Below are 16,822 nucleotides of genomic sequence, written 5' to 3' on the forward strand. Positions count from 1 at the left end.
GCGTCTGCAGCGGATCAAGGCGCTTGACCTTCCCATCATGGGAAGCCCCAGGCTTCCCGCAGCTCATCGAGGCTCACGCGGAGAACCGCCATGACCGACACTCCAGCCACCAAGGGCCATGAGGGCCATAAGCGCCATCATGGCCATGGCACCCATGCCGGACACCACCATCACCATGAGCCTGCGGCGGAGGCCGGGAAGGTGAAGGATCCCGTCTGCGGGATGATGGTGGACCCGCACGCGACCCCGCACCGGGCCCAGTACGAGGGCAAGCCGTATTACTTCTGCTCCTCCGGCTGCCAGTCGAAGTTCATGGCCGAGCCGGTGAAGTACGTCGAGCCGACAGCGGCCCGGAAGGCCGAACCCGTGCCGGAGGGCATGATCTACACCTGCCCGATGCACCCGCAGATCCGGCAGGTGGGGCCGGGCTCGTGCCCTATCTGCGGCATGGCGCTCGACCCTGTCCTTGCGACGGCGGAGACGGGTCCGAGCCACGAACTCTTCGACATGACGCGCCGGTTCTGGATCGGGCTTGTCCTGTCGCTGCCCGTGGTGGCGCTGGAGATGGGCGGGCACCTGACAGGGCTGGGCCACTACCTCGGCCAGCAGACCTCGAACTGGATCCAGATGCTGCTCGCGACCCCGGTCGTGCTGTGGGCCGGCTGGCCCTTCTTCGTGCGCGGCTGGCAGTCGCTCGTCAGCCGCAACCTGAACATGTTCACACTGATCGCCATGGGCACCGGCGTGGCATGGGTCTACAGCATGATCGCAACCCTTGCGCCTGAAGTGTTCCCGGCAGCGTTCCGCGGGCACGACGGCTCGGTCGCCGTGTATTTCGAGGCCGCGGCGGTGATCACGGTGCTGGTGCTCCTCGGCCAGGTCCTGGAGCTGCGCGCCCGCGAGACCACCAGCGGGGCGATCCGCGCCCTGCTCGATCTCGCGCCGAAGACGGCCCGCAGGATCCTCCCGGACGGCACGGAACAGGAGGTCCAGCTCGACACCGTGCAAGCCGGCGACCGCCTGCGGGTGCGCCCGGGCGAGAAGGTGCCGGTGGACGGGGCCGTTCTGGAGGGACGCAGCGCGGTCGACGAGTCGATGGTCACCGGCGAGTCAATGCCGGTGACCAAGGAGGTCGGCGCCAAGGTGATCGGCGGCACCATGAACCAGTCCGGCGGCCTCGTCATCGAGGCCCAGAAGGTCGGGCGCGACACCATGCTGTCGCAGATCGTCCAACTCGTGGCCGAGGCCCAGCGCAGCCGCGCCCCGATCCAGCGCCTAGCGGACCAGGTCTCCGGCTACTTCGTGCCGGCGGTCATCGGAGTCGCGGTGCTGGCCTTCATCGCCTGGGCGATCTGGGGGGCCGAGCCGCGGTTCTCCTACGGCATCGTAGCAGCCGTGGCGGTCCTGATCATCGCCTGCCCCTGCGCCCTCGGGCTGGCGACACCGATGTCGATCATGGTCGGCGTCGGGCGCGGCGCCGGGGCGGGCGTGCTGATCAAGAACGCCGAGGCGCTGGAGCACATGGAAAAGGTCGACACGCTCGTGGTCGACAAGACCGGAACCCTGACCGAGGGCAGGCCCGCCGTGACGGCCATCGTCCCGGCGCCAGGGTTCACGGAGTCCGAGGTGCTGCGCCTCTCCGCCAGCGCCGAGCGCCCGAGCGAACACCCGCTCGCCTTGGCCATCGTCGAGGCGGCCGAAAGGCAGGGCATCGCGACCGCTCCGGTCTCGGACTTCGACTCGCCCACCGGCAAGGGTGCGCTCGGCACCGTGGAGGGCCGGCGTATCGTGCTCGGCAGCGCCAAGTTCCTGGCGGAACACGGCATCGACGTCAGCCCGCTTGCCGAGCAGGCCGAACGGCTGCGCGAGGACGGCGCGACGGCGATCTTCGCCGGCATCGACGGGAAGGTGGCGGGCGCCATCGCCATCGCCGACCCGGTGAAGGCCTCGACGCCCGAGGCGCTGGCAGGCCTGAAGGAGGAGGGCATCCGCGTCGTGATGCTCACCGGCGACAACTGGACGACCGCGAAGGCGGTCGCGCGCCGGCTCGGGATCGACGAGGTCGAGGCGGAGGTGCTGCCGGATCATAAGAGCGCCGTGGTCGAGAAGTTCAAGCGCGAGGGCCGCGTGGTGGCCATGGCGGGCGACGGCGTCAACGACGCACCGGCGTTGGCGGCCGCGGACGTCGGCATCGCTATGGGCACCGGCACCGACGTGGCGATGGAGAGCGCGGGCGTGACGCTGCTGAGAGGCGATCTGACTGGCATTGTGCGGGCGCGGCGTCTGTCGCGGGCGACCATGCGCAACATCCGCCAGAACATGTTCTTCGCCTTCATCTACAACGCGCTCGGCGTGCCGGTCGCGGCGGGCGTGCTGTACCCGTTATTCGGCATCCTGCTCTCGCCGATCATCGCGGCGGCGGCGATGGCGCTGTCGTCGGTAAGCGTGATCGGCAACGCCATCCGCCTGCGCACGGTGCGGCTGTGAGCATGCTCGGGTGCCGTCGGGGCCTTTGGCGCGAGATCAATGCCGCGCCGGGAGAAGACGTGACAGAGGAGACACAGACATGGACGTGCATGCACCTGGCCGGCAGCGGGCCGAAGCGTCCAGGTTGACGGGCTTGATCCCGTCCCCATTTGCCTGGATCCTGACGCTGGGCGCGGGCCTTCTCGGGCTGTACCTCATCGCGACCCACACGGGACACGTCTTGGAGGCCCTGCCCTACCTGCTGCTCGCCTGCCCGATGATGCACCTGGTCATGCACCGGGGCCAAGGCTGGCATGGCGGGCATCGCCATTGATGGTCGCTCGCCGGATCCGCTTGGCCGAGCTGACCTCGGGGGGTGGCGCGGTCGTTCTTAGCATCGGCCTGGGCGTGCTCATGGCTGACCATCTCGATGGCCTAGGCCCCACAATCCTCGCTGCCGGCATCGCGGGGCATGCCTGGGGCATGGTCGACAGGCACCGCCAGGATCGCCTTCAGGGCACCATCGGTCGTAGTGGGCGACCGCCCTATACTGGGCCTGCTGGATTGGACTGGCCGGGATGCTTGCGTGGATCGCGGTCCGGCCATGAACGCCTGTCCCAGGATGTGTCGCAAACGTTTTGTTTCAGAGTTTCAGCTATAGCCTCTTCGGCTTTAGGGAAAAGGGCGGCATGTTCAAGGGTAGGCATTTTGATCGGTTCGTGATTCTGCTCTGTATCCGGTGGTATCTGGCCTGCAATCTCAGCCTCCGTAACCTACAGTCGATGATGGCGGAACGGGGTATCTCAGTCGGTCACGCAACAGTGCATCGCTGGGTTGTTCGTTACTCACCGGAGTTTCTGGAGCGCTTCGCTGACCGTGAATGCCTGCTCCAGGCTCAAGCTGCCGCTGTCGGTGACCCGCACTCGCACCTGGTGGCTGGCACCCTGCTCGACTTTGAGCAGGGTGCCAGCCACCACGAGCGTGTTACCATCAATCAGAAACTCGCTTCCAACAAGCGCACCGTTGGCATCATAGCGTGGGCCCACGCCATAGTCAGCGCCGTCTCTTCAACAGGACGCCCAAGTCACGACAAAGCCGCCGTCTGCGAGCGTCGTAATGGCTGGGCTTGTCTGTGCATCATACAGATGGCGCAGAGCGGCTTCCAAACTCCTGATGATTTGGAGCACATTGGCGCATCAGCGGCACGGCACAACCTGCGTTTCACAGGCCCGCCCCTTGGGGCAGAGTAACGGAAGCCTGATCAGAGTTCGGATCCGAATTAGCCCAACGACCTATAGAGGACATCCTGCTCTGCAGCAGGCTCAAGTGCCTAAGCGTCGTGGCTGGCTTGAGGGATCGATAATCACGAGAGTTCCGGTGATCGGATCGAGAATCGTCATGAGCAGCCCTCCTCCTACTCGCGCACGACCGTGGTCGCGCCGAAATTTAGATGGGAGCCACCAGCGGTTGGGCTGACGGACAGCGCCAGCAGCCCATAGTCCCAAAGAAGATCGAGACGGTTCATCCGCGCTCTAAGAGCTTTGCAGGAGGAGCCGATTGGCAGGGTCACCAACTAGGCCATCGTAGCGCTTAAAGGGTTAACACAAGCTTGATGCGTTCATCTCCTTCCAGATGTCCTATCGTGCCGCTAACGCTCCTGTGCGCTGGGTGCATACCACCCTACCACTAGCAAGGGTTGTGATCTTAACTCTGTCCGGTACTGTGTGAGGTGTCGGTCCCCCCGACAGTTGGACAAGTTCCATGTCACTCAGGCTGCTCCTCCAGCAGCCTTTCTTTTTGGGCCGCATCCCAGTGCAGGCAGGGAACGGACAGCATCCCCGTCTTCGGCCACGTCAAGTGCTTAGCTGCGACAGCCGGGTTCTTTAGCAGTCCATGGAGTAAACCACTCTACCTCTGCGGATTATGGAAGCAGGGCATCAGAGGATCAGCCTGCTCCTGGGCAGAGGGCATCAAGAAGCTCTGAACTTCCGTTCCCTCGTTTTCACGTCATCGATGGCTCCACAAAGCCAAGCACTGCCTTCAGCGGAGAGCGGCAGGCGCAAAACGCCCCAGCCGGAGGAGGTTCGTGGGCCTCCGGCCGGGGCGTCCATGGCGGAAGGGGGACCTACTCTGCCACCCCGTCGAGGGTAGACCATGCAAGGAGGTTCACAATGGCGCATCCGAGGTGAGCGACAGATTGCCTCTACCCATTTGGGTAGGGTTCAGCGCTGGCGGATACAAGCGAAAGGCAACGCCGCGGCCGAGGGTGGCTTCGAAAGCCCCCTGCAAGGGCGCCTTCCAAGGGCGTAAGGGTGAGGAACTGTCGGGCTGATATGTAACGCGCCCGTATCTGCAACTGCTACACACCTACGATAAACAATCCCTGGCTGAATTGTACCCGCACAGGTCAAGCTTCTGACCTCCGTAGTTTACCGGAGAGGACAGAAGTGGACCCGGTGTGTATAAGTCGGAAAAACTAGCCCAGGCCGTCTGGCCTACCCGATCAATGGGCTGGACCTGAAAGCGCCCTGGCCCCCAAGGGCGCTTCTCTTTTTTGGGCGTGTTGGTCAAGCGCAGGATATCGCCCCGGATCACAAGCTCCAGGCTCTGACAATGAACGCACAGGGGTATCAGCCATCCAGAGGCTGCCGCCGGACGTTCATGAGCTCCCGCCAGGGGTCTGGCTTCTCTTCGAAGTCGGCACCAGGCCGCTTCATGATCGGGTTGGACGGAGAGGCCTCTCAATCTTTCTTGCGAACTGACCAGAGGACTGGCGTTCAGCGCCCATTCGAGATGGCCTACCCACCCGTCCCTGCACGGGACCTCAATCCGCTGGGCAGCGCGGAACTCGTATCTAGGTTCAGGCAGGGGCCTGCCAGCGATAGGGTACGTTGTCGACCCACATCCGGTGCAGGATCGCGGCCAAGCGCCGAGCCACTGCCACGATTGCCTTAGGCATCCCTCGGCGCTTGGCCACTTCTAGCCCCCACTCCCGCAGGGGCGACGACTTCTTCGTTATCCGCAGCAGCACACCAGCCGCTTCGACCAAAGCCCAGCGAATGCCTGGATCACCGCACTTGGAGATCCCTCTTCCCTGGTCGATTTCGCCTGATTGGTAGCGCGTTGGCGTCAGTCCGAAGTGAGCGGGCACCGATCGCGAACGCCCGAACCTGGCCGGCTCATCGACGCCAGCCCGGAAGCTCAAAGCCACCATGGCTCCGACACCGGGAGCTGTCATGAGAAGCTGACAAACCTCGTCGGCTTCCGCCAATTGCTCCATGGCTTTATGCAAGCGCTGATACTGCTCTCTCAGGACGCGGCGTACTTCCAAAAGCGGTTCGATCGTCAATCGCAGATGAGGAGACTGCTCCAGTAGCTCAAGAATGCGCTGGTCGAACTTGAGGCGGGACACGATGCCCACCTTGAGGCCGAAGTTACGCAGCAGACCACGAAGATTGTTCTCGGCATCCACCATCTTGGTTTGGACAAATCGACGGGCCGTCAGCAGCATCCGGATCTCCTGGCTGCGGATGGTTTTGACATGCACGGGCTTGTAGAGCCCCACCCGCATCATCTGGGCGATCCCTCGCGCATCATTGCGATCGGTCTTGTTGATCTGGGCCGATAAGGCCGCCTTCATATGCCGGGTCTCAACGCAGATGACCGGATACCCGGCGGCAGCCAGCCCACTGTAGAGCCATTGCGAGAGCGGACCGGCCTCCAGGCCGACCCGTTTGTAATGATCGCTGATGGAATGGAGCAGTGCCCCGATCGCATCCGGCTCGGTCTCAACCTTGCTTTCCTTCAGGATCCTCCCGGTGGCATCCATGATGCAGACGCTGGTAGTGCGGACGGAGACATCGAGGCCGACGAACAGATCCATGGCAGGGCTCCTTGACCAGTTAAGCTTCAGGAGCCTGCCCGGAGATTGAAATCCTGTCACTCCCAAGCCGGGAGTGCCGCGGGAGCCCCAATCATCCGATCTTTCTTTTTAGCCTCATCAATCTTGAGACGCTCCGCCGGCGCTTTGCGTGAGCGCGGTTCCTAAGCAGAGAGCACGGCCGCTGCGACCCTGAGGGGGTTTGAAGTGCTACACATCATCCGCTGCGGCCCATGCGTTATGGCACAGCACGGCGCGGCAGGCGAGAGCCGTCTCTTGAACCGGCTCTTTGGTTTTGCAGCCTGAGTAAACTGGTCGAATGAGTTTAATCACGTCAGCGGACGCTCTGTGGATGCGGTGCTTGTGCAGAAACCCGCCCGACTGGAAGGCTGGCAGGATCCATACATTCAACGGCCCACGGTCCTGCCTCTTTCAAGGCTGAAAAATAGAATTTCACGGGATCAGGCAACAGCTGAGGACGCCTCGCGAACCTTGATTGTTGCGAGGCTAACGAGTTCAGCGGAGCGGGCAATCTCGCTCATGCTAGTGCTGATGGATGACACGCTTCGTGAGGCAGTCTGCATGCTGACTGACATCTCCTGCGTCACCGCTGATTGCTCCTCGACAGCCGCCGCGATCGCCATCGAAATCTCGTTGATGTTTGCAACTGTGGACGTAATCGTGTCGATAGCGCCAACGACATGATCTGTCGCAACCTGAGTCTGCGCGATCTGCCCACTGATCTCCTCGGCGGCCCTTGACGTCTGGGTTGCGAGATCCTTTACCTCGGACGCTACGACGGCAAAGCCTCGGCCTGCTTCCCCGGCACGAGCGGCTTCGATCGTTGCGTTGAGTGCCAAGAGATTGGTCTGGGACGCGATTGCCTGAATCAACGTGGTGATCTCGCCAATCTTCTGAGCCGCCGCTGTAAGGCCTGACACGATAGCGTTGGCTCTCTGTCCCTGCTCCACCGCCTTGGTAGAAATGGCAAGAGCATGGCTCACTCTTCGGCTGATCTCGCCTACCGAGGCAGCAAGCTGCTCCGCACCGGCGGCGACCATCTGAACATTCATTGATGTTGCAGTCGAGGCTTCTACCGCATGGGTCGTCTGACGGGTGACATCGGTAACAGCGCTGGTGATCTCTCCTAAATCGGATGCAATTGCCTTCAGTAGTTCGCCTCGGCGCATGCGGTCTCTGACCTGAGCTGTTACATCAGTGGCAAACTTCACCGCTTTGTAAGGTTGTCCATTGGCATCAAGGATCGGGTTGTAGGAGGCTTGGATCCAGATCTCCCTTCCACCTTTGGCAACGCGCTTGTACTCCGCTGCTTGGTATGCGCCCCGACCCAAGGTCGTCCAGAATGCACGATACTCGGCGCTGTCCCAGAACGAGGGCTCCACGAACATGCGATGATGCTGACCTTGGATCTCCTCTAGACGATATCCCATCGCTGCGAGAAAGTTCTCGTTGGCGAACAGAATCGTTCCGTCGAGCTTGAACTCGATAACCGCTTGCGATCGATGAATCGCGGCAATCTGGCTCTCAAACTCCGCGTTGCGCCTCTTCTCCTGCTTGATATCAGTAGCGAACTTGATGATCTTGACGATCCTCCCGGTACGCCCGACAAGCGGGCTGTAAGATGCTTGGATCCAGACCTCCCGCCCACCTTTCCCAATGCGTTGGTACTCTGCCACTTGGTGCTCCCCACGATTGAGGGCAGCCCAGAAAGCTCGTTATTCCGAACCCGCGCTTTCCACAGGATCAACAAACATGCTGTGGTGCTGCCCCCTGATCTCGTCGAGGCTGTAACCGAGCACATTGAGGAAGTTAGCGTTCGCGGTCAGGATCGTGCCGTCGGTGTCGAACTCGATTACCGCCTGGGATTGCTCAATAGCCTCAAGCTTGGCCTTCATCTGTCGTGCTGACCAAAATGCGAACATCGACCTTGATCCTCCAGGCGGCTCTTGTTGCGTGCACGTCTCGGATTGTGTCGAGATAAGCCAGCAAGGCTAGGTGCGCGGCAGTCGTGACGCTGGTGCCGCCGTCCACCTGGGCCAATTTAGATCAAAACTTCTTAATGAAATGTAAGAATGAGCTTCAGGTCACAAGCACAGGGAACTTTTAGCGCGGTCGAACACCCGGATTTGTCCCTGGTTCGAACAGGAACTCGACACCGGCTTGCTCCAGTGCCGATTGTATAGCCTTTGCGTTTTCGTCCTTAACTCTCAAGGGCTCGTCATCAGCCTCAAGGCGCTTGACAGTCATGGGAGCAACTCCCGCCGCGGCGGCCAAACGTCGGACCGACCATTTAAGCATGCCGCGCCCGGCTCGCACCTGCGCGGCGGTCACGACTGGCTCAATGCGAAAGTCTAGGCCGCTCCCCTTTAGAGCGCGAGTCTCCACGCTCGTCAGGCCAGTCCGTTGGAGCTGATGAAGCCATAACTCGTCAACTGTCAGCCTCGCTAGGTTGGCGAGAAGTCTCATGTGCCCGGGAGTAAAGTCGCGGGGCACATGATCAACTAGGCAAATTGAGCCAATCCTGATCCCTGGCTCGGTTACGAAGGGCGCACCAGCATAAAACCGCAACGGAGGATTGGCCGTCACGTAAGGATGTTCCGCGAAGCGCCGGTCGGCCTTGGCATCGTTCACCACGAATACCTCATCATGCATAATGGTGTAGTTGCAAAATGACAGTTCCCTAGGCGCTTCTTCCAGTTTAGCGTCGTATCCTCTCTTGATCCAGGCGAGGCTCTCGGCAAGGAAGACCATCAGAACGACCGGGACTTGAAACAGGTCCTGGGCAACTGAGCAGATCCGGTCAACACCGGCTGGCAAACCGCCGTCGAGTATCTTCAGGCGATGCAAAGCCTGAAGCCGCTCGGCCTCGTTGGAAGGGACTGGGTATGGGAACGTCATAACAAGACTTAGGCTCTTGAGAGGGAACAAGCTATCAGAAGCGAACTTTGGGATGCTGTCCAGCCTCGTTCCCATATCTAGAGTATTTTGTCTTTAGACGGGCTCATAGCCTGATTTCCTGATGTAGTTGCCGCGCTCGGCTGGAGTGAAGGCATCGAGCACATCACCGATTGTGCTCCACAGGCTGTCGCGACTGCGAGCCGCGGCTTTGCGCAACAGGGCTTCCAGCTCTGCGAACAGTTGCTCTATTGGATCAAGACCGGGCGAATACGGGGGCAGGTACATTAGGGTCCAACCACGCGTGGTTATCGCCTCCCTGACGCCGGACACCTTATGTGCGGCGAGATTGTCCAGCACCAGCGGGGCGACAATGCCGTTTTGACGAAGACCAGCCAAAGGTAGTGGTCTTCCAGTGCCCCAAGGGCTTTCGCAACCAGACGCTGGCCTTTGGCGCAACGGCCATAGCGGCAGGTTATGTTGGTGGCCGTGCCGGTCTCGTTTAGGAACACGAAGCGGGTGCTATCCATGTAGCGCTGCCACACGCGCCAGCGGTGACGCTCGCGGGCGACATCGGGCCGATCCCGCTCGGCGGCTCTCAGCGACCTTGTTTACGCTGCAGGCCAAGCCGGCGCAGATGGTGATAGATGGTCGACAGATCAGGCGTGAGGCCAACGCGGCGCGAGAGTTCCGCCTGGATCTCTGCTAGGGTGATTTCCTCACCCTCAGCAAGCTCGCGCAGAAGAGCCTCGTATGGCTCCATGACGGGACAGCGATAGCCGCCGATCTGTGCAGGCTTGAGGCTGCCCGTCTTGCGCACACGCCGCATCAGCTTGATGGCGGCTGAGACGCTGACAGAAGAGCGCCTTGCCGCTTGGCGGATGGAGCTGCCCTCCTCAACGGCAGCGACAATGCGTTGGCGCAGGTCGAGAGGCGGAGGTGCCGTCATGCGGGAACCGCTCGTCGGTAGCCCACAGCTATGGAATCAAACCAGAGGAATCCGTGCAACCTCGAAATGCTCTAACAGCATGGTGTGCATTGACTGAAGCAGGTGAGCCCGCATTCGCGTGCAGTGAAGGCCAAGCAAATGTCTGCACGTCGTTTATAACACATGGTGGGATGGCAGAAGCGATTGTGCGATAACCGACGCAGGAAAGTTCCGTGTTCGCTGCTTCAACGCCGTTGACCTACCACAGTATGCCCCATGAGTTGCTGAGACGGATCAAGCAAGTCTGGCGCAACGCGGACTAGGTTTCAGCCTGAATTGCCATTCGCGGCCGCGGGAGGATAGCTGCCTCCTCGTCGGGCGCGGAGACAATGCCCGTCCGTTGCTAGATGCCATCGCAAGCGCGCTGCACCACCTCTAGACCGTAGATCCGCTCCAGCCGGCACACGGTGAAGTGGGCGCGGGCGAGATCCTGATAATGATCCATGAAGGCAGTGTTCACTGCTGCGCCGCCGAGCGCTCGGACGACGGGCACAGCTTGAGCTGCAACTTTCTGCGAGACCACGATGCCGAATCGAGTGGCGATCTCTGAGGCCAGCCGAATCATGACTGGAATGCCCTGCCCGACAAAGCCATGCTCAGTGATAAAGCGCACCGCCTCCGCCATGGACTGCGCCAGCGCCGCACGCACGGCGAAGTAGCTGCTCTCGGCGGGGTTCGCGTGTTCCGTGCCGCCGCCCAACGCGAAGACCTGCACGCAGGCCAGCGCGGCCGCCGAGCTCGCTAGGTCTTCGCCTTCTTGCCGCGCGATCTCAGCCACGGAGCTCAAGATCAAGGTGGTCGATATCGGCAGTTCGACCGGCAGCATAGCGAGGCCGAAAGCGCCGCCCACGGCGCCTAGCTGACAGCCGCCACCTTGTGCAGCAACTCGCTGCGCCATAGAGGCTTGGCGGTCAAGGTCGTCGCCGCCAAGCCCACGGCCACCAGCAGGGCCTTCTGGCTGGCACGCGTGACGAGGACTGAGACAGCTTTCGGGGTCAGGTTGCCAATCATCTCAACCGGCTTGTCGGCCAAACCAGCCAAGCGGGTGATCCAGTTGGGGTGCTCCAGGATGGCGACGGCCCGCTCCAGGGCGGCGCGATCGTGCGTGGCGAGGTCCAGTTGCAGGATGCTCATCTGGCCTCAACGCGCCAGGAAGCCGAAACTTTCCGCCGGGAGCCCTGCTCACCGGTTTCAAATGGTCCCGAAAGAAAAGCCACGATCGATTGCGGCGTCTGCGGTCAGCGCACGCTTGAGGCACGGCTTTGCTGGGGAGGTGATGTCGCCACAAAGACTTCTGCAACTCCCAAGCAGTGTCACCTACGGGCGGCGAGGTCTGCCCTCAGAGCGGCAATCTCCGTCCGTAACGCGTCCAAGTCGGTACGGCTCGCGGTGCTCGTCTCCGGGGATGCGGTATCCCGCTCGACGAAGAAGGAGGCAAAGCTCGCCGTGATGTAGCCGAAGACGGCAAAGCCATACAGCGACAGCAGGAAGCACAGGATGCGGCCCTCCAGGCTTCTAGGCCAGTATTCGCTGCCCATCGTAGTTAGAAGCATGCCGGTCCACCAGAGAGCATCCCAATAACTGGAGAAGCCCCCCTGCACCTCCGAGGCAGGCTCGAAGGCTAGCATGCCGCCAGCCCCGAGCAGGGTGATCAACGTGGTCAGGACGACGGCATAGCCAAGGCCGCGGCGGCTCAGGCTGGCCCGCAGGGCGTTCATACCCCGGTTGGCGGTGCCAACGATGCGCACAAGCCGGAAGCTTCGCGCCGCCCGCGCGGCCTTGAGAAAGCGCAGACCCCTCAGCAGGCGGAAGGCAGGCACGACCAGGGCAATCACCGTAAGCCAATTGCGCCGCAGAAAGGAGCCTTTGCGGGGTGCAAGCGCAAACCGGACGGTGAACTCAACAATGAAGGTGATCCAGATCGCGGTGCCAAAGACCTCCAGGGTCCGAGTGCTCCCCCAAACCAGTTCCACGATGACGAGAAGGAGCCAGGCGAAGCTGAGCAACAGCATCGGCGTCTGGAGCCAGTCCTCCAAGTCACGGAGCACACTCCAGCGCTCCTCCGTCTGGTCCGCGGCGGCACGGGGCCTGTCGTTCATCGTTCGGGCACTCCTGTTCGAGCTCAGATGCCGAGGAGAACGAAAGACCGCTCGTGCAGGTCCAGGGAGGCGTCAGGCTCTCCGCAGAACTGGACCTTGTTCACCCGAATGGTGGCCAACGTCTGTCCAGGGTTACCGCTCAGCTGATTGCTTGAGGTTGGCTGCGGCTTGGCCGAACAGGATTTTCTTGCCTTCCTCAGTCACACCAGGGCGGCTCATGTACGGTTTGCCCTGCTGGTAAGCGCGCCGTCGCCGGGCGCTCCCGCACCCGCTCGAACCAGCCCTTCAGGTCCGGGAAATCATCTATATTCTGTTGCTGGCGCTCGTGAGGCACGAGCCAAGGGTAGCAAGCCATTTCCGCAATTAATTACTCGCCCGCAATGTAGGCCTGGCTGACAAGCTGCCAGTCGAGCAGGCCGTAAGTGATTCGTCTCTTCACGTGGCGGTTGATGGCGTACGGATTTTTGTTGGAGCGTACTGCACGAAGTGATGGTTCTGCCCCGTGATTGGGCCAAGACCGCCCACATGCCAGAACAGCCATTCCAGCACGGCCCTTCAGGCTGCGCAGATCCGCCAGCAGGAAGCGCCCGGTCTTCTCGGCCAGGCACGCCAGGATCGACCCCGACTCGAACACCGACACGGGCTCTCCTCTGCCGGGTGGCTCGTCGTCGACAATAGCCGGAATGCGGTTGTAGGGTGAGCTGGCCAAGAACTCGGGCTTGAACTGGTCGCCCGCACTGATGTCCGCCGGGCGAAGACCCGCCTCCTCCGGGAACAAGCTGATTCTATGTCCGTTCGGCGTCGGCCAATAGTACAGCTCGATCATCCCTGCCTTCCTTGGCAGTTATCTAGGCTGGGCAGTAACGCCCCTGCTCAAAGCACCCCTAACTGAATCACCAGGTATGACGATCGAGCTCTATGAACTCGCAGGTGCCGAGGACGACCGGCCCTTCAGCCTCTATTGCTGGCGGATCCGTTTCGCCCTGGAGCACAAGCAGCTCGACTTCGAGCCAATGGGATGTCGCTTCACAGACAAGGATGTGATCGCGTTTTCCGGTCAGGACCAGGTGACGGTGCTGGTCGATACAGGCTATGTGATCTCAGCCTCTTGGGCCGTCGCCTGCTATCTTGAACAGGCCTATCCTGACCGACCGTCGCTCGTCGGCCGGTCGGCGGAGCAGCCCCTGTCGCGCTTCTGTGTGGACTGGACCGACACCGTCTTGCACGGCACGCTGATCCGGCTACTGGCGAGCGACATCTATGCGCACCTGCACGAGAAGAAATAAGGCTGCTTTCGGGGGCGGGAGAAACGGTCTGGGGCAACGCTGGAGGAGTTCTGCTCCGATTACGCTCAGGCCCTGCAGGAGCTAAAGCTTATCCTCACGCCTCTGCGGCGAACGTTCAGAACCTGCCCTATCTCGACGGGGAAGTTCTTCTTTAACAAATGGCCTGCTATCATCCCCATTCCCTGAAGGGAATGGGGATGATAGCAGGCCAGCCGCGTAGCGGCTATTTCCCTCGGAATTCCTTGATATTGCGTTGGATTGCCTCCGCTGCGACCTGCTCCGCAGTGCCGACGTAATAGGTCTGGGTCCATGACTGGTCCCGCCCGCAAATTCGCTTCAGCTCCGGGAATTGCTCGTGAAGGTACCGTGAGGTATAGCCCTTCAGCAGGTTGGCGATCTGGGCAGGAGCCCATCGCGGCGGCGCTGAGACGAAGACATGGACATGGTTAAAGTCCGTCTCAACGGCAAAAAGTGCGGGTTCGAGGGGCACCGCAACATCGTGGGCGCCGCGAACATGCACGTGAACGGCTCCGGCCGGAAGGTCATGTTCCCCGCTTCTGTGACGTATCAACGAGCCGGCCCGATGCGGGCGGCACGGGGAATGAACAGCCCCGCTCCGAGCTTACCGGCCCGTCGTAGTAGCCTGGACACGGGCCTGCGGGAGGGGCTTGCCCCATCCGCACCGCAGTCGCCTGCGACCTCCCTTCCACAAAGAGGAGCTTCACGCGGCGACAGGACAGCCGGATCGCCGGCGCGCCGAAAGGCGCACTCCCAAGTAGCCTGAAAAAGCAGGAAGCCCTTTCCCTTCACAGAATGGGAGTGTCACTGCTCATTCATCATAAACATCAAGCTCAAATGAGTTTACCGCGAGCCGGCCGTTCCAAACTGGTCCCCGGCTCCCCCAGGGCAGGAAGAGCCAGGGCCACGTTGGCTCTAACGGGCCTCGTGGCTGTTATGCGGGACCGAGCCCCCTTTGCGGCCCGCTTCGGCAGCAAGATGGCGGTTCCGGGAGAAGGACCTCTTTTCCGCCGGAACGCTCTTGCCGCCCTTGCTGGCGATCTCACGCTGCTTCTCTGGGCTCATGGAGGCAAAGCCACGTCGTGATGTACTCATGCTCTGTTCTCCCGATCACCTGAACAAAGGGAACTGGAAAACGGAAAAAACCGAGAGGATGGTTCAAGCTTGACCTTGCCAAAGACCCACTGATGATCTGAGTTCATTCTCTCGCTGTCCGGTCAGACTGCATGTCTAAAGGCTTCCTACCGGTGACGCGCAACCTCGTCTTAACGAGACAGGTTTACAGAGGCGAATCCGATCGACGGGTGCATTGCCTTGATGAGGTTTTGGTAGCAAGACCCTGCTGATATGCCGGGATGCGTCGAACTCCTCCCTGGCTTGAGGAAAGGGGCTGTCCCGGCATGCGCGACGGGGCAGGGAGTTCGTCTACCATAGCCTAGCCCTGTTTGGCTGGTGCGAAGGCTGGGGGCGGAATGGTAGCCGCCGGGGCTGCGATAGCAAGTGCTGAGGTCAGACCAATCATGGTTGTTCTGTTGACGAGTCCTCTAAAGATTAAGTGCCGAAGGCACTCTGCATTTTCAGTTCCGTCACAAGAAATTCGATAGCCCGGTTCTTGCGAGACGAGTTATCGCTGCGCGGAAGGGAGGCCGCAGTGTGTTATAGCGCACTGCTTCTTTCCGCGGCGCAATAACATTGACCGTTTGGGAAGGTTCCGGTCCAACGCTCACCCCGCTGTGAGTGGCTTGAACGCTGACATCAGCGATGAACGGCTGGGGATTGTCGAGCCATCGTCGATCTGTTGGATCTCGCCTGTAAGGGATGGCTCCCTAGGCAACGCATTGGTCCGAAGCGCGCTCGACATATCACCCGCACCGGAAGGGCATACATCCCTGAGCTGGGTCGTCGACGTGCTTCCATACACGGATCCGGATCGCCGGGACCAGCGTTGTGAACCTGGGTCAGGAGCGCGTGAAACGTACGAAAGGAGTTGTGACGCTCGGCTGAATGGAGGGAGGTCGTGACCGAGTCCCCTTACGAACTGCTCGGCGTGAAGCCCAATGCGTCTGCGGACGAGATCCAGAAGGCGTACCGGAAACTGGCCAAGAAGTACCACCCGGACCTGAACCCCGGCGACCGGAAGGCCGAGGACCGCTTCAAGGCGATCTCGGCCGCCTACGACCTGCTGAGCGACCCTGAGAAGCGGGCCCGCTTCGATCGCGGCGAGATCGACGCTTCCGGCGCCGAGCGGCCCCGGCGGCGGTACTACCGCGACTTTGCGGCTGAGGACGCTGGACCATCCTACCACAGCGATGCCGGCTTTGCGGATTTCATGGATCAGGACATCCTGTCCGAACTTCTCCGGCGCGGCGCACGAAGCCGGTTCGCGATGCCCGGGCATGATCTCCGGTTCCGCCTCGCCGTCGACTTCCTCGAGGCGGTGAACGGCACCCGCAAGACGGTAACCCTGCCGGACGGCCAGTCGCTCGACATCACCATTCCAGCCGGCATCCGGGACGGCCAAGTGGTACGCCTCGCGGGCAAGGGGGAGCCAGGCATTGGTGGCGGTCCGCCCGGCGACGCCTTGATCGAGGTCCATGTGCGCCCGCACCGCCTCTTCACACGGCAGGACGACGACATTCGCCTCGAGGTGCCGATTTCCCTGCGCGAGGCCGTCCTCGGAGGCCGAATTCAGATCCCGACGCCGACCGGGCCCGTCATGGTCGGCGTTCCGAAAGGCAGCAACACGGGACGAGTCCTGCGCCTCAGGGGCAAGGGCGTGCCACGGGCGGACGGTACGCAGGGCGACCTGCACGCGGTCCTGAAGGTCGTTCTGCCCGCCCGCCCGGATCCGGAACTCGAAGCCTTTGCAGAGCGGTGGACAGGCGGCGCATCCTACAATCCCCGAGATGGCATGGAGGCGTAGATGCTGACCCTGGAGGAGTTCCAGCTGCGTCTGGACGTCGATGCGGGCACGGTTCAGGTCTGGATCGAGGAAGGCTGGCTTCTTCTGCAGCGGGACCAAGCTGGCTTCGCCTTTTCGGATTTTGTCGGGCATGAACACCTGGCCACCCGCATCAGGGCCTTCGTCGACTTCCTGGCCGAACGGATTGGACGTCGTGGTTCCTGATACGGGAGTAAGGAGGCCTCCCTACGCGGGGTTCCAAACCTT

Annotated in this window: 14 protein-coding genes and 3 pseudogenes; 6 read left to right on the forward strand and 11 right to left on the reverse strand. The window is 61.7% G+C overall.

Features of this window, described 5'->3' with window-relative positions:
* Window positions 1-90: 90 nt before the first annotated feature.
* From GR303_RS21295 to GR303_RS21305, 3 genes and pseudogenes are all read left to right on the forward strand, one after another.
* Window positions 91-2,487: a heavy metal translocating P-type ATPase gene (locus GR303_RS21295; protein WP_161725709.1), complete on the forward strand. Its 2,397-nt coding sequence runs from the start codon at window positions 91-93 to the stop codon at window positions 2,485-2,487.
* A 79-nt stretch (window positions 2,488-2,566) separates the two neighbouring features.
* Entirely contained in the window at window positions 2,567-2,800 is a 234-nt protein-coding gene (locus tag GR303_RS21300; protein ID WP_161725711.1) for a DUF2933 domain-containing protein, read from the forward strand.
* 355 nt (window positions 2,801-3,155) lie between these two features.
* Window positions 3,156-3,335 (forward strand): annotated as a pseudogene (locus GR303_RS21305) (IS6 family transposase); the annotation flags it as partial.
* 1,991 nt (window positions 3,336-5,326) lie between these two features.
* Here the strand turns inward: GR303_RS21305 and GR303_RS21310 are convergent.
* From GR303_RS21310 to GR303_RS21345, 9 genes and pseudogenes are all read right to left on the reverse strand, one after another.
* Window positions 5,327-6,349 carry an IS110 family RNA-guided transposase gene (locus GR303_RS21310; protein WP_161725712.1) on the reverse strand — a complete coding sequence of 341 codons (1,023 nt, stop codon included), beginning with the start codon at window positions 6,347-6,349 and terminating at the stop codon, window positions 5,327-5,329.
* Window positions 6,350-6,807: 458 nt separating this feature from the next.
* Window positions 6,808-8,289 (reverse strand): annotated as a pseudogene (locus GR303_RS21315) (methyl-accepting chemotaxis protein).
* Window positions 8,290-8,470: 181 nt separating this feature from the next.
* Window positions 8,471-9,265 carry a GAF domain-containing protein gene (locus GR303_RS21320; RefSeq protein ID WP_161725713.1) on the reverse strand — a complete coding sequence of 265 codons (795 nt, stop codon included), beginning with the start codon at window positions 9,263-9,265 and terminating at the stop codon, window positions 8,471-8,473.
* A 93-nt stretch (window positions 9,266-9,358) separates the two neighbouring features.
* Entirely contained in the window at window positions 9,359-9,661 is a 303-nt protein-coding gene (locus tag GR303_RS25540; protein WP_425487131.1) for a transposase, read from the reverse strand.
* A 199-nt stretch (window positions 9,662-9,860) separates the two neighbouring features.
* Window positions 9,861-10,211 carry a helix-turn-helix domain-containing protein gene (locus GR303_RS25545; RefSeq protein ID WP_425487132.1) on the reverse strand — a complete coding sequence of 117 codons (351 nt, stop codon included), beginning with the start codon at window positions 10,209-10,211 and terminating at the stop codon, window positions 9,861-9,863.
* Between the two features lie 382 nt (window positions 10,212-10,593).
* The gene (locus GR303_RS21330) at window positions 10,594-11,100 is read right to left on the reverse strand and encodes an EcsC family protein (protein WP_161725715.1); all 507 of its coding nucleotides are present in this window, start codon (window positions 11,098-11,100) and stop codon (window positions 10,594-10,596) included.
* Window positions 11,101-11,105: 5 nt separating this feature from the next.
* Entirely contained in the window at window positions 11,106-11,384 is a 279-nt protein-coding gene (locus GR303_RS21335; RefSeq protein ID WP_161725716.1) for a hypothetical protein, read from the reverse strand.
* Between the two features lie 179 nt (window positions 11,385-11,563).
* Window positions 11,564-12,349, reverse strand: a complete 786-nt coding sequence (locus tag GR303_RS21340; RefSeq protein WP_161725718.1) for a potassium channel family protein — start codon at window positions 12,347-12,349, stop codon at window positions 11,564-11,566.
* Between the two features lie 132 nt (window positions 12,350-12,481).
* Window positions 12,482-13,175 (reverse strand): annotated as a pseudogene (locus tag GR303_RS21345) (thiol:disulfide oxidoreductase).
* 76 nt (window positions 13,176-13,251) lie between these two features.
* On the opposite strand from GR303_RS21345, the gene GR303_RS21350 reads away from it, so the two are divergent.
* Window positions 13,252-13,635, forward strand: coding sequence for a glutathione S-transferase N-terminal domain-containing protein (locus tag GR303_RS21350; protein ID WP_161725720.1), 384 nt, complete (start codon window positions 13,252-13,254; stop codon window positions 13,633-13,635).
* Between the two features lie 223 nt (window positions 13,636-13,858).
* On the opposite strand, the gene tnpA is transcribed toward GR303_RS21350, so the two are convergent.
* Both tnpA and GR303_RS25550 read right to left on the reverse strand, forming a co-directional pair.
* Entirely contained in the window at window positions 13,859-14,155 is a 297-nt protein-coding gene (gene tnpA, locus GR303_RS21355; protein WP_161725721.1) for an IS200/IS605 family transposase, read from the reverse strand.
* Window positions 14,156-14,568: 413 nt separating this feature from the next.
* Window positions 14,569-14,748, reverse strand: a complete 180-nt coding sequence (locus GR303_RS25550) for a con-10 family general stress protein (protein ID WP_161725723.1) — start codon at window positions 14,746-14,748, stop codon at window positions 14,569-14,571.
* A 922-nt stretch (window positions 14,749-15,670) separates the two neighbouring features.
* Here GR303_RS25550 and GR303_RS21365 point away from each other — a divergent pair.
* Both GR303_RS21365 and GR303_RS21370 read left to right on the forward strand, forming a co-directional pair.
* Window positions 15,671-16,576: a DnaJ C-terminal domain-containing protein gene (locus tag GR303_RS21365; RefSeq protein ID WP_161725724.1), complete on the forward strand. Its 906-nt coding sequence runs from the start codon at window positions 15,671-15,673 to the stop codon at window positions 16,574-16,576.
* Window positions 16,577-16,780 (forward strand): hypothetical protein, encoded by a 204-nt coding sequence (locus GR303_RS21370; RefSeq protein ID WP_161725726.1) that lies wholly within the window; start codon window positions 16,577-16,579, stop codon window positions 16,778-16,780.
* Window positions 16,781-16,822 lie beyond the last annotated feature (42 nt).

The sequence above is a fragment of the Microvirga arsenatis genome (assembly GCF_009910705.1).
Classification (GTDB): Bacteria; Pseudomonadota; Alphaproteobacteria; order Rhizobiales; family Beijerinckiaceae; genus Microvirga; species Microvirga arsenatis.